General features: G+C 50.4%; 22 protein-coding genes and 1 tRNA gene. 8 read left to right on the top strand and 15 right to left on the bottom strand.

Annotated elements, in window-relative coordinates; translation table 11 throughout:
- Positions 1-103 precede the first annotated feature (103 nt).
- Together trpS and L384_RS12630 are read left to right on the top strand one after the other, a co-directional pair.
- Complete coding sequence (gene trpS, locus L384_RS12625; protein WP_023324089.1) at positions 104-1,108, top strand: tryptophan--tRNA ligase; 1,005 nt, start codon at positions 104-106, stop codon at positions 1,106-1,108.
- A 174-nt stretch (positions 1,109-1,282) separates the two neighbouring features.
- Entirely contained in the window at positions 1,283-1,630 is a 348-nt protein-coding gene (locus tag L384_RS12630; RefSeq protein ID WP_023324088.1) for a hypothetical protein, read from the top strand.
- 50 nt (positions 1,631-1,680) lie between these two features.
- Here the strand turns inward: L384_RS12630 and L384_RS12635 are convergent, their stop codons facing one another.
- From L384_RS12635 to L384_RS22310, 4 genes are all read right to left on the bottom strand, one after another.
- Positions 1,681-2,178 carry an Hcp family type VI secretion system effector gene (locus tag L384_RS12635; RefSeq protein ID WP_023315311.1) on the bottom strand — a complete coding sequence of 166 codons (498 nt, stop codon included), beginning with the start codon at positions 2,176-2,178 and terminating at the stop codon, positions 1,681-1,683.
- Between the two features lie 18 nt (positions 2,179-2,196).
- Positions 2,197-2,529 carry a DUF1493 family protein gene (locus tag L384_RS12640; RefSeq protein WP_023324087.1) on the bottom strand — a complete coding sequence of 111 codons (333 nt, stop codon included), beginning with the start codon at positions 2,527-2,529 and terminating at the stop codon, positions 2,197-2,199.
- On the bottom strand, positions 2,523-2,981 hold the full coding sequence (locus tag L384_RS0121045; protein WP_025912045.1) for an STM2901 family protein: 459 nt from the start codon (positions 2,979-2,981) through the stop codon (positions 2,523-2,525). Before L384_RS0121045 ends, L384_RS12640 begins: the two co-directional genes overlap by 7 nt.
- Positions 2,982-3,197: 216 nt before the next feature.
- The gene (locus tag L384_RS22310) at positions 3,198-3,665 is read right to left on the bottom strand and encodes a SymE family type I addiction module toxin (protein ID WP_023324086.1); all 468 of its coding nucleotides are present in this window, start codon (positions 3,663-3,665) and stop codon (positions 3,198-3,200) included.
- Positions 3,666-3,965: 300 nt separating this feature from the next.
- Here L384_RS22310 and L384_RS12645 point away from each other — a divergent pair, with 300 nt between their 5' ends.
- Entirely contained in the window at positions 3,966-4,835 is an 870-nt protein-coding gene (locus L384_RS12645) for a phosphorothioated DNA-binding restriction endonuclease (protein WP_023324085.1), read from the top strand.
- Between the two features lie 239 nt (positions 4,836-5,074).
- Entirely contained in the window at positions 5,075-6,034 is a 960-nt protein-coding gene (locus tag L384_RS12650) for a hypothetical protein (RefSeq protein ID WP_023324084.1), read from the top strand.
- A 697-nt stretch (positions 6,035-6,731) separates the two neighbouring features.
- Here L384_RS12650 and L384_RS12655 read toward each other — a convergent pair.
- From L384_RS12655 to rraB, 8 genes are all read right to left on the bottom strand, one after another.
- The gene (locus L384_RS12655) at positions 6,732-9,365 is read right to left on the bottom strand and encodes a DEAD/DEAH box helicase family protein (protein WP_023324083.1); all 2,634 of its coding nucleotides are present in this window, start codon (positions 9,363-9,365) and stop codon (positions 6,732-6,734) included.
- Between the two features lie 4 nt (positions 9,366-9,369).
- Positions 9,370-11,355, bottom strand: coding sequence for a site-specific DNA-methyltransferase (locus L384_RS12660; protein ID WP_023324082.1), 1,986 nt, complete (start codon positions 11,353-11,355; stop codon positions 9,370-9,372).
- A 73-nt stretch (positions 11,356-11,428) separates the two neighbouring features.
- On the bottom strand, positions 11,429-12,061 hold the full coding sequence (locus L384_RS12665; RefSeq protein WP_023324081.1) for a hypothetical protein: 633 nt from the start codon (positions 12,059-12,061) through the stop codon (positions 11,429-11,431).
- Between the two features lie 558 nt (positions 12,062-12,619).
- Positions 12,620-13,888 carry a tyrosine-type recombinase/integrase gene (locus L384_RS12670; RefSeq protein WP_023324080.1) on the bottom strand — a complete coding sequence of 423 codons (1,269 nt, stop codon included), beginning with the start codon at positions 13,886-13,888 and terminating at the stop codon, positions 12,620-12,622.
- 198 nt (positions 13,889-14,086) lie between these two features.
- A tRNA-Leu gene (locus L384_RS12675) sits at positions 14,087-14,171 on the bottom strand.
- A 106-nt stretch (positions 14,172-14,277) separates the two neighbouring features.
- Positions 14,278-15,000: a hypothetical protein gene (locus L384_RS12680; RefSeq protein WP_023324079.1), complete on the bottom strand. Its 723-nt coding sequence runs from the start codon at positions 14,998-15,000 to the stop codon at positions 14,278-14,280.
- A gap of 30 nt (positions 15,001-15,030) precedes the next feature.
- Positions 15,031-15,789 (bottom strand): tRNA isopentenyl-2-thiomethyl-A-37 hydroxylase MiaE, encoded by a 759-nt coding sequence (gene miaE / locus L384_RS12685; protein ID WP_023324078.1) that lies wholly within the window; start codon positions 15,787-15,789, stop codon positions 15,031-15,033.
- 46 nt (positions 15,790-15,835) lie between these two features.
- On the bottom strand, positions 15,836-16,261 hold the full coding sequence (gene rraB, locus L384_RS12690; RefSeq protein WP_023324077.1) for a ribonuclease E inhibitor RraB: 426 nt from the start codon (positions 16,259-16,261) through the stop codon (positions 15,836-15,838).
- Between the two features lie 99 nt (positions 16,262-16,360).
- Between rraB and L384_RS22705 the strand changes: the two genes are divergently transcribed.
- The 4 genes from L384_RS22705 (at position 16,361) to xynR (ending at position 19,252) form a co-directional block, all read left to right on the top strand.
- Positions 16,361-16,456 carry a putative translational regulatory protein ArgL gene (locus L384_RS22705; RefSeq protein ID WP_213381064.1) on the top strand — a complete coding sequence of 32 codons (96 nt, stop codon included), beginning with the start codon at positions 16,361-16,363 and terminating at the stop codon, positions 16,454-16,456.
- On the top strand, positions 16,426-17,430 hold the full coding sequence (gene argF, locus L384_RS12695; RefSeq protein ID WP_023324076.1) for an ornithine carbamoyltransferase: 1,005 nt from the start codon (positions 16,426-16,428) through the stop codon (positions 17,428-17,430). The genes L384_RS22705 and argF overlap by 31 nt, the downstream gene beginning before the upstream one ends.
- Before the next feature lie 453 nt (positions 17,431-17,883).
- Positions 17,884-18,318 carry a DUF3828 domain-containing protein gene (locus L384_RS12700; RefSeq protein ID WP_023324075.1) on the top strand — a complete coding sequence of 145 codons (435 nt, stop codon included), beginning with the start codon at positions 17,884-17,886 and terminating at the stop codon, positions 18,316-18,318.
- 175 nt (positions 18,319-18,493) lie between these two features.
- On the top strand, positions 18,494-19,252 hold the full coding sequence (xynR, locus tag L384_RS12705; protein ID WP_023324074.1) for a DNA-binding transcriptional repressor XynR: 759 nt from the start codon (positions 18,494-18,496) through the stop codon (positions 19,250-19,252).
- A 4-nt stretch (positions 19,253-19,256) separates the two neighbouring features.
- On the opposite strand, the gene L384_RS12710 is transcribed toward xynR, so the two are convergent.
- The 3 genes from L384_RS12710 to yagF all read right to left on the bottom strand — a co-directional run bounded on the left by L384_RS12710 (position 19,257) and on the right by yagF (position 24,455).
- Positions 19,257-20,867: a glycoside hydrolase family 43 protein gene (locus L384_RS12710; RefSeq protein ID WP_023324073.1), complete on the bottom strand. Its 1,611-nt coding sequence runs from the start codon at positions 20,865-20,867 to the stop codon at positions 19,257-19,259.
- Between the two features lie 11 nt (positions 20,868-20,878).
- Positions 20,879-22,261, bottom strand: coding sequence for an MFS transporter (locus tag L384_RS12715; protein ID WP_023324072.1), 1,383 nt, complete (start codon positions 22,259-22,261; stop codon positions 20,879-20,881).
- Positions 22,262-22,487: 226 nt separating this feature from the next.
- Positions 22,488-24,455, bottom strand: a complete 1,968-nt coding sequence (yagF, locus tag L384_RS12720; RefSeq protein ID WP_023324071.1) for a xylonate dehydratase YagF — start codon at positions 24,453-24,455, stop codon at positions 22,488-22,490.

Below are 24,455 nucleotides of genomic sequence, written 5' to 3'. Positions count from 1 at the left end.
TAAAGGCGGCACGGAGTAGTTTTCCCCATTTTCAGATAGCCGCCGAAAGGCGGCTTTCACATTTCTAAGACCCCTTTCGGCAACTGCACATTAAGGAGTCTTTATGAACGCACCCACCATCCTCACCGGCGACCGCCCAACCGGCCCGCTGCACCTCGGCCACTTCGTCGGATCGCTGCGCCAGCGCGTGGCGCTGCAGCACACGCACAACCAGTTTGTGCTGATTGCCGACCTGCAGGGGCTGACCGACAACGGCAGCAACCCGCAGAAGATCCGCGACAACATCCCCGAAGTACTGGCCGACTACCTCGCCGCCGGCATCGACCCGAACCTGACCACAATCTGCCTGCAGTCCGCCCTGCCCGCCCTCGCTGAGCTGACGATGCTGTATATGAACATCGTCACCGTCGCCCGCGTGGAGCGTAACCCAACGGTGAAAAACGAGATTGCGCAGAAGGGGTTCGCCCGCTCGCTGCCGGTCGGGTTTATGGCCTACCCCATCAGCCAGGCGGCGGACATCACCGCATTTAAGGCCGAGTGCGTGCCCGTCGGCGACGACCAGCTGCCGATGATTGAGCAGACCAACGAGATTGTGCACAAGATGAACAGCCTGCTGCCCGCTCCGGTGCTGCGCCACTGCAAGGCGATGCTGAGCGACACCAGCCGCCTGCCCGGCATCGACGGCAGCGCCAAGATGTCGAAATCGCTGGGCAACACGCTGCATCTTTCGGCCAGCGAAGAGACGATTCACCGTGCGGTGAGCGCCATGTACACCGATCCGAACCACCTGAAGGTGAGCGACCCGGGGCAGATTGAGGGGAACGTGGTGTTTACGTATCTCGACGCGTTTCATCCGGACAAGGAGAAAGTGGCGGCGATGAAGGCGCACTATCAGGCGGGCGGGCTGGGTGACCGGGTATGTAAGAACGAGCTGGAGGGGTGTTTGCAGGAGCTGATTGCGCCGATGCGGGAGCGGAGGGCGATGTATATGCGAGATAAGGGTGAGCTGATGGCGATGCTGAAACGCGGGACCGAACGGGCGCAGGGGGTGACGCAGGAGACGTTGAGGGAGGTAAAGGTTGGGCTGGGGGTGCCGGTGTTCAGTTAAAGTCGATTTAGCGGTGGAGTGCGGGGGATTGGCATGAAGCCGCTAACTTGATTATTGCGGAAATAAGCGAGGAGCAAAAATTCTTAAATGCATTATTAGTCAATGTCGTTTGTCATTCTGTTAAGAGCGCTATATTTATAGACTCTTAATATTTTAAACGCCACGGCAACTGCTATGAGTAAGTTTATTATTTACATGCTGAATATATTATTCTGTGGTTATGTACTGGCTACCTGCCTCATTTCTTTGGTTAGTTTTGATAACTGGGAGGACCGTACAATCGCAATAACAATCATATTAGGAAGTGCACAACTTATTGCGACATTACTTAATCGGGTACTGCCTCATAAGTTACATATTTTAGGGGGGATAGCTGAACTGATAGAAGGTCCGCTAATAGTTATTGGCGCAATTGTGTGTCTGGATGTGTTTGAATCCTGGCCTATGAAGATTATTGGAATGTTCGCGTGGGTTATTTTTATGATGTTTCGGCCATCATTTACGAAAAGGAATAAAGAATGATATTCCCTGCCCGCACAAACGAAACGCTGGCGGGCAAGTTCAACATAGAATCAAGCAGCGGAACCCGATGTTGGACGTTCGTTCCACGCGTCGTGCGCTAACAAGTTACCGTCCTTGTACAAATGGGTAATCTTCTCATAATTAAACGCCACTTCCTCCATATGCCCCGTCCCCGGACAGCCTCGGGTGTCGTACATTACTGGACTCACAGAAATGACCTTAACGTTCTCGAGCGTGATTCGGTAATACTCCTCCTCTTGCCCGGAATAGTTAATATGGTAAAACCTGAATTCTGCCGTTTTAAGGGTCTGACCCGTTGCTGCCGCTTTGAACAGATAGGGCGAAGAGCTATCCAATTCCTTGGTAAACTGAAACGGCGAATGTTGGCGAGTGCCAGTGACCTTTCCCGTTGCCGAGTCGGTTGGCAGGCTAAGGTTATGTTGTAATCCTCTTAGCTCAATACTTCCTTCCCTTTGTGCAACGTCACAAGAACCACAAATCATTGTGCCGCCGTCATTGGTTAAAAAGAGATGTACAGGTACGGCCATTCTATTGCTCCTTGCGTTTTAGTCGTATAACCATTTGCCCGCATTTGCGGATTCGATAAGCATTCCAATAGTGAAATCTGGAACCATCACCACCGGGAATTTTTTGAATGGATTCCATGAAAAAGGCTCATCAGGGTAGTAGGTGTTTATGTTAAAATTCCCTCTATCAACATCAAATTCTTTAAAAAATTCTTCCATTAAATCTTCTGCTTCAGTGACATCAAGCTGCATGTCAGTATCCAAATCAGTTTTTGCATTCAGTAATTTCTGCTTCGCTTCGTTATTCATCAGATAAACGCCGTTATAGCGTCTGGCTAAGGCGTAGATGCGCTGCTCAATATCCTCTACCATAGTTTGTCGCTGCCCCGTGCGATTCGATTATAATCACGTATTGCAGCATAGGTGATTAGCGATACATCAGCGACTAATATCACCATACCAACTAATGGAATCGTTCTTCCGATAAAAGTACTGATTTGTGAAACCATCCTACAGCGTACAGTCCATGGCGTATAGCCGCCAATCCATGTCGGGAGCCTAATGCCATACGGGAACTTAGCTTGTTTGAAATAGCGCCTCATGGCTTTCGAGGCTCGGGACGTTCCTTCCTTCGCTCCCGCGGGTTTCTTTCTGGTCTTCTGATTATTAGCCCCGCTGTATAGCGCAGCAATTCCAGCGACATCGTCAATACCAAAATGATCGGCAATTGACTCACAGTAAATCATAAAGAAAAGGCCGCCAGCGGTAAGATTTGTTCTGCCAGCATAAAAATACGTTCCATTTAGTTCTTCGGTGGTGTCCATAGTTCATTCCATTGAGTTGCTCCAGGATGAATCATAAATGTTGGACAATAATTAAATTGAGATCTCTAACATACTTCTGAAAAACCTCCTTATATAACCACAATGATAATAATACAGCCATATCATTCAGTTCAATAATATTATTGAAAAAACAGATTACCCCTTCCACTAATTTAAACACCCTCGATTCAGGATCAAGGATGTTCCAATACGTTATTATTTTGCTTGGCCTATATTGCGCTTAACTAACGGGATATCTCCCGTATCATTCAGCGCCCCCGGAAACGTCTTCAACCACTGCGCGACTTTTTGCTTATTTATATTCACCACACTCATACCTTCCAGGCATCCCCATAATTCTCTTGTATGTTGTGGCGTAATCACAATGCAGTCTTTCATGGCGCGGATTTTTACAGGCATACCGTTGATAAAGCCCGCACGGGTTAACCAGTCGCCACCCAGGAGAAGGTATTTCATGTCTATGCGTGCATACAGTTCGCAGCAGGCGGCGCTGTCCTGCGGCGTTTCCGCTCGGGGATGGACGGGCGCCGCGTTAGGCGGGTTGCCGTGAAGACGGCGGGCGCTGTTTTTGCGTACCAGCTCGCGGTTTTCAATCATGCCGGTGAAAGCGTCTGATTCTGTTTTGCAAACAGTAAACTCTGGCTTAAAATTCGTCGCAGCCATTTTCAACTCCTCAGTAGTTGTTGGTGGTTAGCGGTATGGGGGTGTTGCAGCACCTTCATATCGCGAATTCTTCTTTAAATATTCTTCGATACTTCCTTCGCCGTTCGGCGTAATTTCTGGTGCTCATTATACAGGACTGAATATAAATACAGCGGTTTTGAGTGGGGGAAATTTGTAATTTGCGAGGGGGATTCAGAAAATAAGGTTGGGTGCGGTAAGGTCATGTTTTTGTTGATGGTGGGTTGATTGGTCTGGGTTTTGCGAGCATTATCGCAATTATTTACCTTCTTCCGTAACGCGATGGCTTCCAGCAAAACTCTCGAACTGGCAATTGCCGACATCACCATCTGGCGCAAAGGCGAACAGCGTGCGCCGCATAAGCCTTTATTGCTTCTGTACGTGTTGGCGAACTATCAGCAGGGGCATGCGAGACTGTTTGATTATGGAACCGAGGTCCATGAGCAGCTGCTTAGCCTGTTAGAACGCTTTGGCCCTCAGAGGAAGGCGCATTACCCGAATATGCCCTTCTGGCGACTCAAAGGGGACGGATTTTGGGATCTTCAGAACACTGAGTTCTGTTCTACCACTGGCAGTAAGCAACTGCCTGTTAAAGAACTTGTGGAACATAACGTCGCAGGCGGGTTTGATGAAGAACACTTTGCGTTGCTGAGTAAGAACAAAAACCTGATCGGCTCGCTGGCGCAGCAGATTCTTGAAGCGCACTTTCCTGAAAGCATTCAGGAAGAGATCGCGGATGAGATGGGTTTTGATATTCAACAGATCCGTAAGGTTCGCGATCCGCTGTTCCGCCAGCAGGTGCTGCGAGCTTATAACTATGAGTGTGCAATCTGCGGGTTTAACATGCGGCATGATAACGCCTCTGTTGGACTCGAAGCCGCGCATATCAAGTGGAAACAGTTTGGTGGACCGTGTGAAATCCCGAATGGACTGGCGCTGTGTGCAATTCATCATAAGGCGTTTGATAAAGGATCGATTGGGCTGGATGAGAGTATGCGGGTGCTCGTGTCTGAGGCGGTGAATGGGGGCGGGATTGTTGGGCGGTTATTCTGGGATTTTGCCGGGAAGCAGATTGCGTTGCCGGTGGTGAAAGGGAATTATCCAGGTGAGGGGTTTGTGGAGTGGCATCGGAGAGAGGTGTTTAGAGGATGAGTGCGAAGGCCAGACTCGAATTTTACAACTAATCAACACCATTGGAATTAGTTCAGTTTTAAGAGATTGTTAAGCTCTGCTCATAAATACCTCAATAATGAGATGAACTCTACCGTCAGCATAATAATTGAGTACACTTGCACCCTAAAAAACGCTTAAAATCCAATCAATATCTTTACAATCAAACAACATACGCTATAATGTAATTCTTCAACTTATTATTAAATATTTATTTTACAATGATTGACATAATAAAAACTGACCGCTTTAAATTATTTAAATTAGACGACTGTATTATTATATTTAGTTACAAAGACTACTTACAGGGTATCAATTTTAATTTAAATGAAATCGCAAACCATACTGCGAACACTTGGGAAGCAAACAGAAATACAGCAGAAACGAATAAAAACACATTACAGGGGAAAATTGTTGAGGAATTATTTATAGATTTAATAAACCATGAAAATAAAAAAACAAACTCAAACCTATCTTTTATGAGCTACGATAATATCCGACTGGATTTATTTAAGAAGAATGCGCCCTTTGATGGGGTGATTTTTGAAATTGATAATCCGAACATTGATGTGGCTATCAAAAAAATAAATGATTCCATAGCGAAAAATAAATACGGAAATTTAGATGATGCAACATTAGAATTTTGCAGAGCAAATAGAATATATACTGTTGAGATAAAGTCTTCAAAGATACCAGCTAAAATTTATGAGTCCTCAGGCGAAGATCCACATAAAATAAATTTTCAAAAAAATATAATCAAAGAATTAAAAAAATTAGACCTATTCAAATACCCTAAATTTAATAGGAAGGATGGTGGTGAAATTCACAATGCAGAAAATTATTTAAGCTGGGTTGCAAAAAACTCATACTCAATGATAGGTAAACCCCACAGAGATATCATAAGCTCAGAAATAAATTCATCGCTTGATATATATACAAGGGTATTTATTGATGATAAGTTAATTAACAAAAAAGGAAAAGAAGTTTTTATTGGTTATTTTTTTGGCTATGTCTTGGGTCATGAATTCTATGACAAGTTAAATATAATGAATTTCCCTTCACAAAAATCTCAAAAAGCTATTTATGTGACATTCCCTATTTCTAAATCAAAATGCTTTAATCATCTATTTGAAGATTCTAGATTATGGGGTCATCAGAAAAAATCACTCTTACTAAGTTAGCCTCATGCATTGAACACTCTATATGTAAATTGACATAAACTGAGATCAATACTCCATCAAAATCAGCCTATTTAGCTCCCATTTGGTAGAGTATTTGGTATGCTTAACACCTAACTTTTAGCTCTTCAGTGCTTCTTATACAACAATTGGGTTTTCACTAATCCAAAGAAGTCTCTCGTCGTCTTGTAAGTATTCCTGCAAAACAAACCATTCACTTTCATACATCTTCCGACATACTGATTATATCTTCTGAAGATTCCAGCATGCGCAAAGCCCGGTTCTCTGAGAACTATAAATTGTATTTATACTAACTAAATTGCGCTGATTTAACCGGTAGTTAACAAGTAATTTATGTCTTATCTCGGTAACTGCATTCTAATTCCTTCAGGAGAGCATCCATTGTCATCATCATGCCACCACCGTCTAGGTTACTTTGTCGAACACTGAAGACTAGGCGTCCACTTACTTTTACAGGGGACACCTCCACATGCACAATGCGATTTTTTATGCTTGTGGCTAGCTAGATTATTCGCTGAATTATGAATGTGGTATTGCAGCAGATGTGTGCCAAGTGATTTTAAATATAAGTTTTTCATTTTTACTTGCGCACTTGTAATATTTGTAACCTCGAAAGTAAATGGTAATAAGATAAGAGTAAAAGCGGAGCTTTGTGCTCCGCCTTTCTTATTCAGAAAGATTACAGCAGTAGCGATGAGGTTTCGAGTGGCTCGCCATCATTAATTTTATCTTGTATATCGCTGATAAACTCATCCATCTGGCTGTTGGCAAAGAATTTAATGCCTATAAGCTTCACGTCCTCATTTTCATCAATGATAATGCGATCTTCCTCATTCAGTGTTTCAAGCATTCGCTCTTTCCACCTCTCATCCAGTAGCCTGTCATCACCCTTCGGCTCAAGAAACACCTGCCAATAAGTATTATCAGCATGGCGGGTTAATATCATGATGAAGTCAGGCATAAAACCCCGTACGCCACCAAATTCGGTTAACTTAAAACGCGTTGACTGCTCATCGTTACGTAACACGAAAATATCGTCATAACGGGCTTTCAGCTTCGGCATAAACGCTGTCAGCACTTTGATCAGTTTATGCTCAAGTTGGTTAAGTATCGCGTTGTCATACACATACCATTTTTTACCGATAGTCTTCTCTGCCGTGATTTTCTGGTTCACCGTTACGGATGGATCTATATACAGGCTATAATCTTTGATGACTTCCCTAACTGGCAGGCTGATAAAGCGGTATGTCCCCTTCACCTTCTGATCATTGCGCCGCACATTCTCTGAAATTCGCAGCAGCACAGTTTCAAGTAAGCCGAGTTTTTCTTTTGACGATATGGCGGAGAAATCGAGATTTTGCGGGACGGTCACGGTAATTTTAAGCTTACCCAGATAGTAATCACTACAGATGAACTCGCGAATACTGATCAGTTTCGGGAAGTAGCGTTGTAGGTTATCCAACTCATAGAAACGGATTTTCTGCATCGCTTTACGGTAAAAGCGTTCATCCAGTACTAAAGACTCCGTTTTTGTGCCGCCGTCTACTATTACTCCGGACAGGTTATCCAGAGATTCCTCTCCGGCTGTCTGATAAGGTATTTCAAAACGCGTTTCCAACGAGTAGGTTTCCCAGCATCTGCTGCTGCTTTCAATTTCTTCCACTTCATTTAAATACAGTTTACCAGTCTGATACACGGCAGACTTTTTGAATTCATCCTTCAGTTTTGCGTGTTCTACTCGACCACTGCCATCCTGCTGCGCATCGATATCTGCCTGCTCAAGTGAGGCGTGCAGCGTTCTGATATACGCCGGTTCATTGATGGTGTGGTAATGCAGCTGCTCAAGTACGCTTAAATCTATTGCACTAGTATCAAAACGGCGGGTAAAGCTACGCTGCCCGTCATAACTGAATGGGTAATATCGCGCACCACGACCGATAAGCTGCGCCTCGCTGTCTGTGCCGGACTTACTACTGCTAGCCTGTTCGCTAATGCGGACAATATCGTAAAGATTGAGTACGTCCCAGCCTTCGTTGACTTTGGCAACAGCAAATACTGCCCTCACTGGATTGTCGGCCTCTTCCAGAGTGTTCAGCAAAACGGGGTTTTCTTCCATCAGGTCTGACTTGTTGACGTTCAACAGATTGAAGTCGTTAAAGTCTTCCTGAATCTGTCCGATAACTGTCACCAAATCGCTTTCAGCGTAACGCTGTATTACTTTATTCCAGATACTGGTGTCGGAGCTAAGTTGAACTTTTTTATTCGCCAGATGGCGTTTAACACTTTCAGGCGTAAGGGCAGAAATCATCAGCGAAAATTCATCTTGCTTCGCTTTTGAGATGGCGATTTTATTCGACTTAAACAGTATGACAGGCTTGAATCCGTTGATACCGTTATCGGCTGCCGTCAGTTTGCGGTACTGACTTAATAACACAGCATCCAGCATCTTATCGCTGTCATTCTGGTTGGCTTCCAGCAACATGACTTTTTTAGAGTAGCCGTCTGACATGAACTGTTTCAGGTCATACTGATACACCACCTTGTCGCGGTACTTCTGTCCGATTTCTTTTTGCCCCAGGTCAATGGTGGCGGTGAACTCAAGAAGACGGTTTTCAGGGCGCAGCGCCAGAACGCTTTCAATTGTGCGCTCCCAAGTCAGCTCCTCATACTCTGTAGAGGTCCTTGCTTTGCCCTTCGCTTTGGTGCCTGCATTGAAATGGTGCGCCTCGTCGCCAAGCATCACGAGTGGGGTTTCTTTCAAATCCTCACGAGTGATGCTGTTCTCCCGATGGCTGTTCAGCTCATCATGCATCTTATGAATAGTCGTAAGCTTCAGATAAATTGTGTTGTGCTCCGGTACGGACGGGAATGTCTCTACCGGTGCTACAATAATTTTTTCCCCGTCGATTTCCATCGTCTGGCTGAACAGGTACTTCGGCGACTGCGGGTTGAGAAGGTTTTCACGAGTTTTCTGAATAATTGCATCCGTATGCACGAAGAAGATGAAATTCTGATATCCGTACTCTTTAAACAAATAGAGTATCACGCTCGCCATTACCATGGTTTTCCCTGAGCCGGTCGCCATATGGAAAAGGAGATGACGATAATGTAACTGCGCCTCTTCCCGTTTACGCTGAGTGTAATGAAGGTAACGAAGCGCACCATGCTGATACGGTCTCAGCATGTCTTTCAGGTTTGCTTGAATGTAGTCTGGCGTCTCGTAGTTATCCTGGAACAGTCCGGGTTCATCAAACTGTTTCAGCCGGTTAAAAAGTAGCGTCTGACCGCCTATGGACGTGGATTTCTTCGGCATGGGATCAGTCCTTATTGTAGAAGCTACGGGTAAACGCTTTGTCGCTCTCTGATATGTTTAGGTCGCTGTCATCCATATCCGATGCGGCAACATATAGCTGGTTTTTATCGAGAGTTCCGATCAGCAATCGCTTCTGTTCATCAAGGTCCAGATCACTGAAAGCGACTGTTTGGTATATGCCATCCACTTCATATTCAGTAGAAAGGACATTTTCTAGTGCAACCTGATAATTAAGGTGCGCCTCTGTTCTCATCTCAGAAAATAGTTTTTCAAGATCCTCGTAAGACTGTGCCGCCTGTATTTTGTGCACAAAGTACGCATTCAGCTCCATCAGTTCAGCATAGACAAAGCTGCCCCCCCCCTGCCAGTTAACGTCTTTGGAAATACCGCCTTGTTCACCTTCGATTACTTTTTGCAGACGCGGTACAGTGATGTCATTGATATAATCCATCTGTTCGATACCGATGTATCGACGTCCCATTTTATGGGCAGCAGCGGCAGTTGTTCCACTACCTAGATGAAAATCCAAAATTAAGTCACCTCTCATTGATGTTATTTCTATTAACATCGCGAGTAAGCTTTCTGGTTTTGTATAATCAAAAACATTTTTATCTAACAAAGTAGATATATGCTTTGTTGCATTATCATTAGAATATTTATTGTCTGTAAACTCAAGTGTCGACAACGCCTTTGTCCTATCGTGATTTACTACTTTATAGACTCCTCCGTCTTTAATTATTTTTGCATTTTGATATGTCTTAGTGTAAATCCTAGGCCTAACCCCTCCATTTCTTATTTCAATAAAGCCATTTTCCAGACCAAACTCAAATAATTCCCTACTCCATCGCCATGCCCAGTCAGCTCTATTATGGTGGCCTAGCGCTCTTTCTTTAAATAAAAGAGCATCCCCACCCGGGTAATAGACCTCTCCATTAAGCTCAATCTTATAATCAAGAGATTTACTGTACTGAAGACTATCGTAATCAAGTGTTTGATTTAATTTGTAACGTCCTCTTTCCTCGAAGAATTCATCCTTGAATTTAAAATTATCGTCATCATGAGAAACTGCATACATACATTTATTATTTATATTATTTACATACAGTAATATATAGTCATGATTCTTTGCGAAAATGCTCGTTGATTTTCCACCTTTTTTTGTGACTCTAGGGAATATAGCGATTCTGTTGCGCCTTCCGAAAATATCGTCAGCCAGTGCACCTAAATAATTTACCTCGTTATCATCAACATTTATCGCAATTAACCCATCGTCACGTAACAAATCTTTTGCTACTTCAAGTCTATTTTTCATGAAAACCAGCCATGTCGAATGACTGAATTTATCATTATATTTAAAACTGTCTTTTTCTGTATTATATGGAGGATCTATATAAATGAATTTAACACTACTAGAATATCTAGCCTTGAGAGAGTGCAATGCTATTAAATTATTACCTTTTATTATAAGGTTATCATTTTCACTAAACTTACTTAGTTTTTTATCAATAACTCCATTCTCATATCTCTGTGCATTTTTGAATATTTTAGGAGAGAAGAGTCGATCTATTTCATCACGAGCAATAATTTCATTGTAATATACTTCTTCTTTACCCTGATCCTCTTTAGTCATACCACCCTCAAGTACACAATCCTTGAAGGGGAAGTCTAATACCACATCAGAGCTGTAATCGAGATATTTACCATCACTGGTTAGTCCAATTTTATTACGATATTTGGTAAAGCTATTAGCCCAATATTCTTTATATTTAAGAAGACCGCATAGTCTATCAAAGTCAAAAATTAAAACACCGTCAATCTGCGTGCCATAAACTGATTTTATTTTTTCATTAGAAATTAATGCTTTGATTACAGCAGGTTTTTTATGGGTGATGGCATCACTTACTTTCGAGCGATGTAACTCCTCACCATCCCAGAACTCCGGAAACGATTTTAATACCTTATTTAATTCTTTGATTAATTCAGTTTGCATGTCATTACCCTATGACCGATTGAGAAAATAACGATAATCAACTTAATAACAAGATAAATTCCTGCCCTCAATACTACTTATCACGCTTTATATGCTTATATAATACTTCACCATTTGTAATTCGTGATAGTGTTTGAGCGAAAGGTATATCGTTACCGAGGATACGCTTCACATCCCTTGCTGCTAAGGGTTTATCTAACAGAGAAAAATCAGATAAGATCTGGTATCGCATTGAACTATGGCTAATTTTTTCAGGATGAGACTCATCTATATTCTTACCACTACCAATACCATAAGCTACAATTCCTGAACCTGATTCGTATAAGAAAACCACATCTCCTTTTTTTATTCGATTCATTTTCCCTATGTAATCATCTTCAAAAGTGGCAGCAATTCCTTGCTCCAATATTATATTATGGTCAACAATACTATTAGTTTTATTGGTGTTTAGCAGAAAATAAGAAACCCCATTACTTTCTTCAACAGAATCAATTAGTTCGTTCTCATCGCCCATTTTCATATTACGCCACTCAGGGAGTGCATAATCTGAGATCAACTGATAGATAACATCTTGTCTTGTACAGCCAACAACATCAGCAATTTCTTGGAGTACCGCATTTTCCTCATTGGTGACGCGAACACTTAAGGTCACAGTGTTCTTAATATCGGAATTGAATTTCTTATTGAGATTATTGAGTAGGCTCATATCTAAGTCCAATGATTAACTTCTCCTCATCATACATGAATCTACAACGCCGTCAACAAGTGAATCAAATTATGATTCAGAATTTGATTCAGAATTTGATTCAGAATTTGATTCTTTACTTCGTAATTAAATTACGCTTTTAATGAGCGTCTGAATCATCACTAAGATGATAGATAAAAACATCATAACCTTATGATTTAAATAAAGTATAAAGCACTTACCACTTAAAAATCACACAAGAGTCTTAACGAAGACCGTCTGGTTAGGCTTACTTTTAGACATTCAATGGATTCCTATGATGTGACCCTGACACCATGTGTACAAAAAGCACACTTAAAAAGTGTTCGGCTTCAGACTCCTACAGAGAGTCAGTTAAGGTGGTGTAATCTTTGTAACGAGCAATTCAACAACCCGATTAATACCCGCTTACTAACTACCTTGTGTGGACCTTGCCGATGAAAATCAATAGGTGTATTCCTCATGGCAACAATCCCACTAGGAAAAATAACCAGCCAGCCTCGCCAGAAAGATTGATCGATTAGTTCTATGAAAAAACATTCACTCAACATTTCCACGATTGATTTTTGCATAGTCGAATGGAGTGACCCCCTTCTCCTGATTCGCATCAAGAAAATCCGCCCACCATTGCAGCATCAGTCTGCGCTCCCCCAAATGTTCAGCCTTATGAATATAAGCCGCTCGCACAGAGTTACGCTCTTGGTGACTCATCTGACGCTCTACTGCATCCTTCGACCACAACCCCGACTCAATCAACGAACTACACGCCATCGTCCTGAAACCATGCCCACAAAATTCCGTTTTTGTGTCATAGCCCGTAACTCGCAGAGCCTTGTTCACCGTATTCTCACTCATCGGCTTACGTGGATCGTGATCGCCGACGAAAATCAGCTCACGGTTTCCGCTCATGCTTTTGATCTTTTCCAAAATGGCTAAAGCCTGCTGCGACAAAGGCACAAGATGTGGTGTCCGCATCTTTGAGCCACGTTGAGAGTGTTTAACGCCTTCCAGTGGCTCATGCTCACCTGGAATCGTCCACATAGCTGTTTGAAAATCCACTTCTGACCAGCGCGCAAAGCGCAGTTCGCTTGAACGAATGAAAACTAACAGCGTGAGTTCCACAGCCAGTCGAGTTAATGGTCTCCCAGTATATGTATCAATACGATGAAGCAATTCAGGTATACGGCTGAGGTCTAGCGCAGCGCGATGCTGCCGTTTAGCAGTAGCTATCGCTCCAGCAATTTCTTGCGCGGGGTTGTAATCGATTAAACCGTTCTGTACCGCAAAGCGCATTATTGCCGTTGTTCGCTGTTGAAGACGCGCAGCTACTTCAAGGCGTCCTGACTTTTCCACAGCTTTAATTGGAACCAGTAAATCGCGAGTACCGATAACCACTATATTTCGCTTCCCTACTGCGGCAAATAAATTGTCTTCCAGACTTTTCAACACTCTAGCACTGTGCGATGGAGACCACTTTTGATTGCTGGCGTGCCAGTCTCTGGCGACCACTTCAAACGTTATTGCCTCTTGCTCCTGCTCTACCTTAACGGCTTTCTTGTTCTCACTGGGATCGACACTGTTTGCTAACAGCTTACGGGCCTCATCCCGGCGTGCCCTGGCATCCGCCAGCGAAACCTCAGGGTATTTCCCAAGCGCCAGCATTTTTTCTTTACCACCAAAGCGATAACGAAGCCGCCAGTATTTGGAACCGTTAGGGTGAACCAGCAAAACCATGCCTTCACCGTCAGTTAGTTTATAGGCCTTTGCTTCAGGCTTAGCCGAACGAACCTTCACATCACTCAGAGCCATGATGAGTATCCTTTCAAGGGTTCTGTGTGGGTACAAACATTATCGAACCGGAATATACCCGCAGTTGTACCCGCATCAGTAAGTTGATGTAGATTGAATCAGGTTGACTTAGGTTGAATGAAAATGCGAGGAAAGCCTTGCGGATACTGGATTTCAGGCACAAAAAAAGACGTCCGTTGACGTCTATTGATGTTCCGATGGTGCCGAAGGCCGGACTCGAACCGGCACGTATTTCTACGGTTGATTTTGAATCAACTGCGTCTACCGATTTCGCCACTTCGGCACTGAAGGGGATGCGGAAACGTTGTGGATTATACCTGTCGCGCGCCGCCATGCAAGCGACGACGCGCTAAACCCGCGCTAAGTGCCCAAAAAACCAGCGTCCTTCGTCACTCCAGCTCAGACACCGCCAGCCGAATCACCCTCGCCGCCTTCTGCTCCGGCAGCGCCAGCACCTTCGCCCACATCTCCTGCACCATATCGCAGGAGAGCTTCTCTTTGCCCGCCGCCTTCTCCGGCATCTGCAGCAGCTGGATGTCCTCGCCGTACTTATCGGCAAGTGCCTTCATAATCGGTCGCACATCCTCGACAGCCGCCTCGCGCTCGGCCGGGGTCACGGTGTGGCGGTTTTTGCCGTAGGCCGCGCGCATCATGTCGGCGTCGGCCTGCATGCGCCGCGTCATCAGGTCTTTATCCAGCATGCGCATCGGGTTCACGCCGCCCTTCACCGTCGGGTAGAGGAAGCGGAAGCAGGCGTCGTCGCTCACCTTCTGGATGGCGGCGGTCTGCTCCATGTTGATGGTCATGTAGTTCACCACGTTGGCGTTTGGGGCGTTTTGCAGGCGCGTCATCTGCAAATGCAGGATCTGCGGCTGGATGGTGTCGATAATCTGCTGCTCCGGCTCGCCCGCTTTTTGCAGGGCGGCCATCTGGTCGAGGATGCGCTGATGCAGAACAGGCTCCTGCTCCTTAATCACCTGCCAGGCGGGCATCGCGTTAAGAGCGTTATCCATCTGCCGTTCCGGGGCGCGCTGCCTGTCGAAAAACACCCAGAACGCCACGGCGGCAGCCGCAATGACGACAATCACAATACGGGTCCACGTTTTATTCATCTCGCATCCTTATCCTTGAGTTATGCCGGTTTACACCGGCACGCCGCTGTGGAAGCGAAACTCGTTGTCCGGTGTCGAGATAAGTGTGGCTTCAATTTCGCCAAAAAGCTGTATGCGCGGTGAGATATCGTCGTCGCTCACCTGCTGGGCCAGCGTCAGGTAGTCCTGATAGTGGCGCGCTTCCGAGCGCAGCAGCGAGAGATAGAACTTCTGCAGGTCGTCGTCGAGGAACGGGGCCAGCGCGGCGAAGCGTTCGCAGGAGCGGGCTTCGATGTAGGCGCCGCAGATGAGCTTGTCGATCAGCGTCAGCGGTTCGTGGGTGCGCACTTCCTTCAGCATCCCTTTGGCGTAGCGGCTGGCGGTGATTTTGACGTACGGAATGTCGCGAGCCAGCATCGCCTCGCGCACCTGCCAGAAGTGGTGCAGCTCCTCTTTAATCAGCAGCACCATGCTGTCGATAAGCGCCTGGCCCCACGGGTCGTCGGTTTTGGGCATCACGCTTTTGCCAATCTGCCTGTGCAGGGCGATGAAGTCCGGCTCCGGGCCGTCGCGGAAGGTGAACTGTTCGTAGGGCTTGAGCCAGTCGAGCAGCGCGTCGGCACCGCTTTCATCGGCGACGTATTTACGCACCAGCAGCAGCGCGGTCTGGGCGGCCTTGAGCTCGCACACCATGTGGTCGGTGAGCAGCAGCGGCAGGTTCGCCGGGTCGCGGGCTTTATCAATCCATGCTTGCGGGGTCGGGCACTGGAGGAAGTTGAGTACGGGGGCGAGTATCTGCGGGTAATCCATGGTTCTGCCTTGAGAAAGCGGTGGCGCGGGCCACCGCCTGAAACGCTTAGTGACGCACGCCGTCGTCGTCTTCGTCGATATAATCTTCGTCGTCGCCTTCTTCGCCGTCTTCACCGTTCGGATCTTCGAAGTAGGTTCCCCAGCCGTCGTATTCCACATCAAACTTCTCGGCCAGGTTCATCAGCTGTTCGACCTGCGCGTCGATCAGCTCCGCCTTCAGCGCGCCTTCGCTCAGGATGTCGCAGCAGATGACGGTGTCGCCCTCTTCCACTTCCAGCTCTTCCGGCTCGGTCACTTCGTAACCCAGCTTGAAGGCTTCCACGGCCATTTTTTCCAGCGCGTCGAAATCATCCGCAGAGAAATGGTGCTCGATGGTGTACAGCGCGTCCGGATCGCTACCGTCTTCCAGCAGCTCTTCAATAATCAGACGCGTCTCTTCGCGTTGCTCTTCCAGTAATTCCGGGTTTGCCATGGCTCAATCCTCTTTAAAGTGCGGCAGATACTTCTATTTTCACACACGGACGGGTTTGCCTCCACCTTTGTTGGAAAGATTTGTGAAACGGGGTTGCAAATGAATAATTACACATATAAAGTGAATTTTAATTCAATAAGTGGCGTTCGCCATGTGAGGATAAAATGTCTGATCTGTACAAAAAACACTTTCTGAAACTGCTCGACTTTACCCCTGCACAGTTCACTTCTCTGCTGACCCTTGCCGCACAGCTCAAAGCCGATAAAAAAAAGGGCAAGGAAGTACAGAAGCTTACCGGTAAAAACATCGCGCTCATCTTCGAAAAAGACTCGACCCGTACCCGTTGCTCTTTCGAAGTTGCCGCATTTGACCAGGGCGCACGCGTTACCTATTTAGGGCCGAGCGGCAGCCAGATTGGGCATAAAGAATCAATTAAGGACACCGCGCGCGTGCTCGGGCGGATGTACGACGGCATTCAGTATCGCGGCCACGGCCAGGAAGTCGTCGAGACGCTGGCGCAGTATGCGGGCGTGCCGGTGTGGAACGGGCTGACCAACGAGTTCCACCCGACGCAGCTGCTGGCGGACCTGCTGACCATGCAGGAGTACCTGCCGGGCAAGGCGTTTAACGAGATGACGCTGGTTTACGCGGGCGACGCGCGCAACAACATGGGCAACTCGATGCTGGAAGCGGCGGCGCTGACCGGGCTGGATCTGCGCCTGGTGGCCCCGAAAGCCTGCTGGCCGGAAGAGAGCCTGGTGGCAGAGTGCAGCGCGCTGGCGGAAAAGCACGGCGGGAAAATCACGCTGACGGAAGACGTGGCGGCGGGCGTGAAGGGCGCGGACTTTATCTATACCGACGTGTGGGTGTCGATGGGCGAAGCCAAAGAGAAGTGGGCGGAGCGGATTGCGCTGCTGCGCGGGTATCAGGTGAACGCGCAGATGATGGCGCTGACCGGCAACCCGGACGTGAAGTTCCTGCACTGTCTGCCGGCGTTCCATGACGACCAGACCACGCTCGGCAAGCAGATGGCGAAAGAGTTCGACCTGCACGGCGGGATGGAAGTGACGGACGAGGTGTTTGAGTCAGCGGCGAGCATCGTGTTCGACCAGGCGGAAAACCGGATGCATACGATTAAGGCGGTGATGGTGGCGACGCTTGGGGAGTGATTGACTCCTCTGCGGTCTGGTGCCCTCTCCCCGGCCCTCTCCCACGGGGAGAGGGAGAAAACCCTAAAAACGACAACAGCGTTATCGTCAGGCAGAAAAATTCATTTTAGTGATGCTTTCTCAGATACGCATTAACCATAATAGATATTTATATTTTTATTAACCATTATTTACTGAGTAGATAATGGTTAATATCAGGTCATTATCAATTACAAAACACCGTATATTATCGGCGTAATATTTCCTTATTGCTGCATTTCGTTAATAAGGATTATTTATGTCATGGAATAAGCGTGAAGCTGTGTCATATGCCCGTAGCCACGCACTAACCCATACTGGACACTATTGCGCTTGAGCAATCGCCGCCGCCATTCGTGCCGGAGGCCTTGAAATCGAAGGGGCCAACCTATCGCCAACTCCAGCCAGCCGTCACCTTATACAGGCATTATTAATATGAATAAGCTCATCTTGATTGTGTTATTCAGCACAGCCGCATTGGGGGCCGAAGATTTTCAGATACCGATGCAGCGCGCTCTTGAATTCAATCGCTGGTACGTCAAACAGGTTAACAACGAACATTATCCTATCCAGGAGGGAAATGAAATCGATAAGTTCGTTACGGCCAGTACCATGAAAAAATTACGTCATGCAGCCGATCCCCGTTATGCCGACGCTGAATTTTACGAGGCTGATTTTTTTATGAAATCGCAATATATCGGCGAGGACTGGGCTGAGAATGTGGCTATTGATTCGTATGATTCAGACCCGGTCTGTGTAAACGTGAATATCACGTTTGGCAAAAAGACCCAGCACACAGTCATTGATTGCATGGTTAAAGAAGATGGGGTCTGGAAAATCCAGTCTGTCGCCGCTCGGGATAATAATTGATGCCCCCCGCTAACAATAATGTAGCCGCCTTTGTTGCCGGATGGCGCTGCGGCCTGATGCCCTCACCCCGGCCCTCTCCCACGGGGAGAGGGAGAACACCGGCTCCATTTCATTGATTTTTCACCCCGAAAAAGGTACGTTTTCGCCTTAATTCCAGCGTGGACATACCAGCATTATGCCGATTATTCAGTCTGTTGAACGTGCGTTGCAGATCCTCGACCTGTTCAACGAGCAGGCCACCGAGCTTAAGATCACCGACATCAGCAAACTGATGGGGCTGAGCAAGAGTACCCTTCACTCGCTGCTGAAAACTCTGCAGCTTCACGGCTATATCGATCAGAACCCGGAGAACGGCAAATATCGCCTCGGCATGAAGCTGGTCGAGCGCGGCCATTTTGTCGTGGGCTCCATCGATATTCGTCAGAAGGCGAAAGGCTGGCTGACGGAGCTGTCCCAGCGGACCGGGCAGACCACCCATCTGGGGATCCTTGACGGGCGTGAAGGGGTTTATATCGAGAAGATTGAAGGCAAGCTGGCCGCTATCGCCTATTCGCGCATCGGCCGCCGCCTGCCGGTTCACGCCACCGCCATCGGCAAGGTGTTGATTGCCTGGCTGGGCGAGACCGAGCTGAACGCCCTGCTGGAGGGCTATCACTACACCACCTACACCCCTTCCACCCTCACCTCTCGCGAAGCCCTAATAAGCGCCCTGGCGCAGACCCGCGAGCAGGGCTATGCCCTGGATAGCGAAGAGAACGAGCAGGGCGTGCGCTGCGTGGCGGTGCCGGTGTGGAACCATGAATCCCGCGTCATCGCCGCCCTGAGCCTGTCGACCCTGACCTCGCGCGTGGACGACGCAGAGCTGGCTAATTTCCGCGAACAGCTTCAGCAGGCCGGGCTCGCGCTGTCACGCGCGCTGGGCTACCCGGCCTGAGCCGTTAAACCGGCTCGTAGGTGAAGTAGTCGAAGTCCGCGTGACAGCCGTCGCCGCTGATGTCCTCGCAGTGCAGCCCCACAAACGCGCCGGTGAAGAAGCCCCGCCCGCCGATGTAGTCGTCCGATAGCTTCCACGCCTCATACGTTACCGGCACGGTGTGCCACGTCTCGCCGTCGAACGAGTAGCTGTAGCGGTAGACCAGCTTATCCACGTCCACGCGCAGCCAGATGCTCTCCGCACTCTCCGGCACCGGAATCGGCTGCTCGTGCAGCGGCCATGACGGCACGTTGTGGTCAAGCTGGATCACCTTAATCGTTCTGCCCTGCCCCTCCTCGTAATCCACAAAGCAGTAGCTCCAGTTTTTGCTGTTGTAGTAGCAGGTCAGCCCCGCGCTCTGCTGGAAGTGAACCGGCGAGAACTGCATCCGCGTCTCCGCCCGGAAGGTGAAGTGCTGCCAGCGGCGCGCCACGGTCGACTGTGTAAAGGTCGAGTTGAGCGAGTCGTTGCCGTACAACCGTAAATAGCCGGGGCGCGCGGTGAGCGAGCCGAGGGTGTCGTCGAACGGAATGCGCAGAGTCTGCAATTCAGGGTCAAGCGTGCTGCCGTCAAAGTCCTCCCGCCAGTTGCCTTGAATGGATACAGGCTGTTCCGCCACCTGCGGGCCTTTCACGGTCAGCTGCGCGTGCTTGCCGCCTTCCACGTATGGCCAGCCGTCGCGCCATTCAATGCGGGCGATGCCGGTCTCGCGCCCCAGCGGGCAGTAGCCGCGCCCGCCGGAGGCCAGCAGCGGCACGCCGGGCAGGCGCAGCGGGCGGCTGGTGAGGTAGGCCATGTACCATTCCCCGGTGTGGGTCTGCAGCAGCGAGCCGTGGCCGCTCTTCTGCAGCGGGTTCTCCGGCAGGTGCCAGCTGGTCATCATCGTCACGTCCGGGTGCAGCTCGTACGGTCCGTCGATGTTTTTGGAACGCAGTACCACGACCGCGTGCTCGTAGCTGGTGCCGCCCTCGGCAACCATCAGGTAGTACCAGCCCGCGTGGCGATACAGGTGCGCCCCCTCGGTGTAGCAGAGCGGCGTGCCGGTAAACAGGGTTTTGCGCTCGGGCGAGAGGGTGCTGGTCTGCGGGTCAAACGCCTGCAACACGATGGTGTTGTGCGGGTTGCTGTGGTGGCGCGGCCCCCACGGGCGGTAAATATAGTATTTGCGGCCATCGTCGTCGTGGAACAGGGACGGGTCAAACCCGCCGTTGCCCATCGGGATCGGCTCGCTCCACGGTCCCTCGATGGACGGCGCGGTGACGAGGAAGTTGCGGCCGTTTTTCCACGGCGAGTCGACAATCTTCACGTCGGTGTAGAGCAGCCAGAATTTGCCGTCGGCGTAGCTCAGGCACGGCGCCCAGATGCCGCCGGAGTCCGGGTTGCCCTTCATGTCCAGCATCGACACGCGGTCCAGCGGGGTGCTGACCAGCGACCAGTTTTTCAGGTCGCGGGAGTGGTAGATGCGCACGCCGGGGAACCACTCGAAGGTCGAGGTGGCGATGTAGTAGTCCTCGCCCTGACGGCACAGGGACGGGTCCGGGTTGAAGCCGGTCAGAATAGGGTTAGTGATTTCCATAGTGCCTCCGGTTAATGGGATGCGGCTGTCGCAGCGTCGGGAACGGCCTCGCCCTGCGCCGCGCGGTGCTTGATCAGCTGCTGGCTGATGGCCTCCACGCGGGCATCGGTGAGCTTATAGAACGACAGCATGATGAACATGCCCGCGTAGAGCACCACCGGCACCACGCAGAACAGGATTTTGATGGTGGTCAGCACCTCGACCGGCTGCACGCTGCTGCTGGCGGAGTAGTTCACGTACGCCAGGATCCAGCCCACCACCGCCCCGCCAATCGCCAGGCCAATCTTCAGGCTGAACAGGTAGGTGGAGAACACCAGCCCGTCGAGGCGGCGCCCGCTGCGGCTCTCCTCGTAGTCCACCACGTCAGAGGCCATAAGCCACTGCAGCGGCGTGGTGGTGTTAAAGACGAACAGGAACAGGATGTTAAGGGCGAAAATCAGGGCAATATGCTCCGCCGGGGTGACGAAAATCAGCAGGCTGATCAGCGAGTAGGCGACGATGATCCACTTGAAGGCGGTGACGCGATCGAAGCGGCCCAGCAGTCGGGAGGAGCAGAGCGAGCCAAACATGGTGGCGAGGCTGCCGTAGAGTAAGAACTGGGTCGCCATCTCCGGGTGATCCATCACGTATTTCACGAAGTAGAGCGTCGCCCCGCCGCGCACCACGTTGGAGCAGGTCGCCATCATCTTGAACGCGCACATGATCCGCCACTGGCCGTTGCCCAGCAGCAGCTTGAGGTCTTTCGCCACCGACGAGCCCGGCTGCACTTCAAAGGTGTAGCGCTCTTTGGTGGTGAAGAAGCAGACGTAGAGCAGCACCACGCCGGTCAGGCCCAGCACGCACATGGCACCGAAATAGCCCACCTGCTCGTTCCCCTTGCCGATGATGCTCACCAGCGGCAGCGCGATGCCGCTGATGGCGAGCGATCCCGCCGCCGCCAGGAAGAAACGCCACGACTGCAGGGCGTGACGCTCTTTCGGGTCGGCGGTAATGACGCCCGGCATGGCACAGTACGGCACGTTAACGAAGGTGTAGACCAGGGTCAGGAGAATGTAGGTCGCGCAGGCGTAGATGATTTTGCCCTGCGCGGAGAAGTCCGGCGTGTAGAAGGTCAGCACGCAGACGATGCCAAACGGGATGGCGCCCCACAGCAGGAACGGGCGGAACTGGCCGTGCCGCGTGCGGGTGCGGTCGACCAGCAGCCCCATCAGCGGGTCGGTCACGGCGTCGAGCACGCGGGAGACCAAAAACAGCGTACCCATAATGCCCGCCGACAGGCCGAAGACGTCGGTGTAGAAATAGGCCAGCAGGAACATCGTGGCCTGCCAGACGAAGCCGCAGGCGGTGTCACCCAGCCCGTAGCCAATTTTGTCTTTCATGGTTAATTGCGTCATCAGAATTACACCCTTATGTAGTGTGCTGAATTACAACATCGTGTTAATGGAGTGTAATGAGCTGTTCAATTAACCAGCAATGGTCATATCTTATTTCCGAATTACGTTATTTTGCTTTTGTGACGCCAACGATATATCACAACTTATTGTTTAAATTAGCAAATTACAGACATGCGAAAACCGTCCGCGGAATATTTCCCGCAGACGGTTTTATCTTAGAAAATAATTAAATGCCGAGCGCTTTTTTACCGGCGTTAATTACCTCGATAATTTTATCGGTGTCATAAATACAGCCTTTCCAGGTGCCGCCGCTCACCGACTGCAGCGCCGCCCACAGCCGGGTATCGTCCGGCAAAAAGTCGTGGGCGTGCAGGTCCGGGTGCGTCTGCCGCATTGCCAGCTCGCGTGCGCCCTCCTCCGGCGTCAGCGGGTTATCCGCGGTGCCGATAAAGTTCACGCTGCCCGTTAATGTCAGTCGGTCGACGGCTATCTCAATGATGTCGTTATCGCGCAGCTTGCCAATCGGCCCGCCCGCCAGCGCCTCCGGCGATACGTGGCCGAAGCAGGCCCCCGTCGACACGCCCGAGAATCGCGCATCGGTGATGAGCGATACCGTCTTGCCCCACGAGATATGCTTCAGCGCGGAGGTAAGCTGGTAGGTCTCTTCCATGCCGGTGCCGGACGGCCCGCCGCCGATCACCACCATGATATCGCCCTGCTTGATCTCTTCCCGCTTGATGGCCTTGATTGCCTGCGCTTCCGAGACAAACACCCGCGCCCGGCCGGTGTGGCGGTAAACGCCATCTTCACCGACGACCGACGGGTCGATCGCCGTGGCCTTGATCACCGAGCCTTCCGGCGCGATGTTGCCCGTCGGGAAGCAAACCGTTGAGGTCAGCCCTTTCGCTTTTGCCTTCTCCGGCGGCAGGATCACGTCATCCGGATCCACGCCATCCTGCTCGCGCAGGCACTGGCGGAAGCGCTTACGGCGCTCGGATGCCTGCCACCAGTCGAGGTTCTCGCCCACCGTCTGGCCGGTGACGGTCATGGCGTCCAGGTGCAGCAGACCGAGATCGCGCAGGTGGAGCATCACCTCCGGCACGCCGCCCGCGAGGAAGGCGCGCACGGTCGGGTGATAGTCCGGGCCGTTGGGCAGCACGCTGACCAGGCGCGGCACCTTACGGTTGACGCGCGTCCAGTGCTCTACGTCCGGGATCGTGCAGCCCGCCGCGTGGGCGATGGCCGGGATGTGCAGCAGTAAATTCGTCGAGCCGCCGAACGCCGCGTGGATCACCATGGCGTTTTCGATGGCTTTGTCGGTGAGGATATCGCGCGTGGTGATGCCGCGGTTATCCAGCTCGCTCACCGCCCGCGCCGACTGGCGGGCGATCTCCAGCCACACCGCCTGCCCGGACGGCGCGAGCGCGGAGTGCGGCAGCGCCAGACCCAGCGCTTCCGCCACTACCTGCGAGGTGCCCGCCGTGCCGAGGAACTGACACCCGCCGCCCGGCGACGCGCAGGCGCGACAGCCCAGCTCGGCGGCCTCCTGCAAGGAGAGTTCATGGTTGGCGAAGCGCGCGCCGATGGTCTGCACTTTGCCCGCGTCTTCCCCCACGGTCGGCGGCAGCGTCGCCCCGCCCGGCACCAGAATGGTCGGCAGGTCGTGCATGGAGGCCAGCGCGATCATGGTGGCGGGCAGCCCTTTATCGCAGGTTGCCACGCCGATCACCGCCCGGCGTGTCGGCAGGGAGCGGATCAGGCGGCGAAACACGATCGCCGCGTCGTTGCGGTACGGCAGGGAGTCGAACATGCCGTGCGTGCCCTGAGAGCGCCCGTCGCACGGATCGCTGACGAAGGCGGCGAACGGGATCCCGCCGTTGCGGGTGATCTCCTTCGCCGCCGCCTGCATCTGCATGCCGATCTCCCAGTGCCCGGTGTGGTAGCCCAGCGCGACCGGGCGTCCGTCCCCGGCGCGGATCCCGCCCTGGGTGCCGATAATCAGCACCTCTTTGCCGGTCAGCTTGTTGGCATCCCAGCCCATCCCGGCGTTCTGCGTCATGCCGAACAGGTTGCCGCTGGGGGATTCCATCAGCATCTGCGGGGTCAGCGGCAGCGCGCCCTGCGGCCCCGCCGCGTGGGTGATGACGGCATAAAACGCCTCGTCCTGCGGGGTGAAAATCTTCTCGATGGTCAT

Origin of the sequence: Enterobacter sp. MGH 38, from assembly GCF_000492855.1 — a bacterium.
In the GTDB taxonomy this organism is placed as follows: Bacteria; Pseudomonadota; Gammaproteobacteria; order Enterobacterales; family Enterobacteriaceae; genus Enterobacter; species Enterobacter hormaechei_C.
Note: the sequence above shows the minus strand (reverse complement) of the source record. Positions and strands in the feature narration are given on the sequence as shown.

Coding starts and splice junctions, on each gene's coding strand:
- argF (WP_023324076.1), top strand. CDS start 16,426: ATGTCTGATCTGTACAAAAAACACTTTCTGAAACTGCTCGACTTTACC.
- L384_RS12650 (WP_023324084.1), top strand. CDS start 5,075: ATGATTGACATAATAAAAACTGACCGCTTTAAATTATTTAAATTAGAC.
- yagF (WP_023324071.1), bottom strand. CDS start 24,455: ATGACCATCGAGAAGATTTTCACCCCGCAGGACGAGGCGTTTTATGCC.
- L384_RS12700 (WP_023324075.1), top strand. CDS start 17,884: ATGAATAAGCTCATCTTGATTGTGTTATTCAGCACAGCCGCATTGGGG.
- L384_RS0121045 (WP_025912045.1), bottom strand. CDS start 2,981: ATGGACACCACCGAAGAACTAAATGGAACGTATTTTTATGCTGGCAGA.
- L384_RS22310 (WP_023324086.1), bottom strand. CDS start 3,665: ATGGCTGCGACGAATTTTAAGCCAGAGTTTACTGTTTGCAAAACAGAA.
- L384_RS12680 (WP_023324079.1), bottom strand. CDS start 15,000: ATGAATAAAACGTGGACCCGTATTGTGATTGTCGTCATTGCGGCTGCC.
- L384_RS12640 (WP_023324087.1), bottom strand. CDS start 2,529: ATGGTAGAGGATATTGAGCAGCGCATCTACGCCTTAGCCAGACGCTAT.
- L384_RS12670 (WP_023324080.1), bottom strand. CDS start 13,888: ATGGCTCTGAGTGATGTGAAGGTTCGTTCGGCTAAGCCTGAAGCAAAG.
- rraB (WP_023324077.1), bottom strand. CDS start 16,261: ATGGCAAACCCGGAATTACTGGAAGAGCAACGCGAAGAGACGCGTCTG.
- L384_RS12665 (WP_023324081.1), bottom strand. CDS start 12,061: ATGAGCCTACTCAATAATCTCAATAAGAAATTCAATTCCGATATTAAG.
- L384_RS12635 (WP_023315311.1), bottom strand. CDS start 2,178: ATGGCCGTACCTGTACATCTCTTTTTAACCAATGACGGCGGCACAATG.
- L384_RS12655 (WP_023324083.1), bottom strand. CDS start 9,365: ATGCCGAAGAAATCCACGTCCATAGGCGGTCAGACGCTACTTTTTAAC.
- L384_RS12630 (WP_023324088.1), top strand. CDS start 1,283: ATGAGTAAGTTTATTATTTACATGCTGAATATATTATTCTGTGGTTAT.
- L384_RS12645 (WP_023324085.1), top strand. CDS start 3,966: ATGGCTTCCAGCAAAACTCTCGAACTGGCAATTGCCGACATCACCATC.
- L384_RS22705 (WP_213381064.1), top strand. CDS start 16,361: ATGAATAATTACACATATAAAGTGAATTTTAATTCAATAAGTGGCGTT.
- miaE (WP_023324078.1), bottom strand. CDS start 15,789: ATGGATTACCCGCAGATACTCGCCCCCGTACTCAACTTCCTCCAGTGC.
- L384_RS12660 (WP_023324082.1), bottom strand. CDS start 11,355: ATGCAAACTGAATTAATCAAAGAATTAAATAAGGTATTAAAATCGTTT.
- L384_RS12710 (WP_023324073.1), bottom strand. CDS start 20,867: ATGGAAATCACTAACCCTATTCTGACCGGCTTCAACCCGGACCCGTCC.
- L384_RS12715 (WP_023324072.1), bottom strand. CDS start 22,261: ATGACGCAATTAACCATGAAAGACAAAATTGGCTACGGGCTGGGTGAC.
- trpS (WP_023324089.1), top strand. CDS start 104: ATGAACGCACCCACCATCCTCACCGGCGACCGCCCAACCGGCCCGCTG.
- xynR (WP_023324074.1), top strand. CDS start 18,494: ATGCCGATTATTCAGTCTGTTGAACGTGCGTTGCAGATCCTCGACCTG.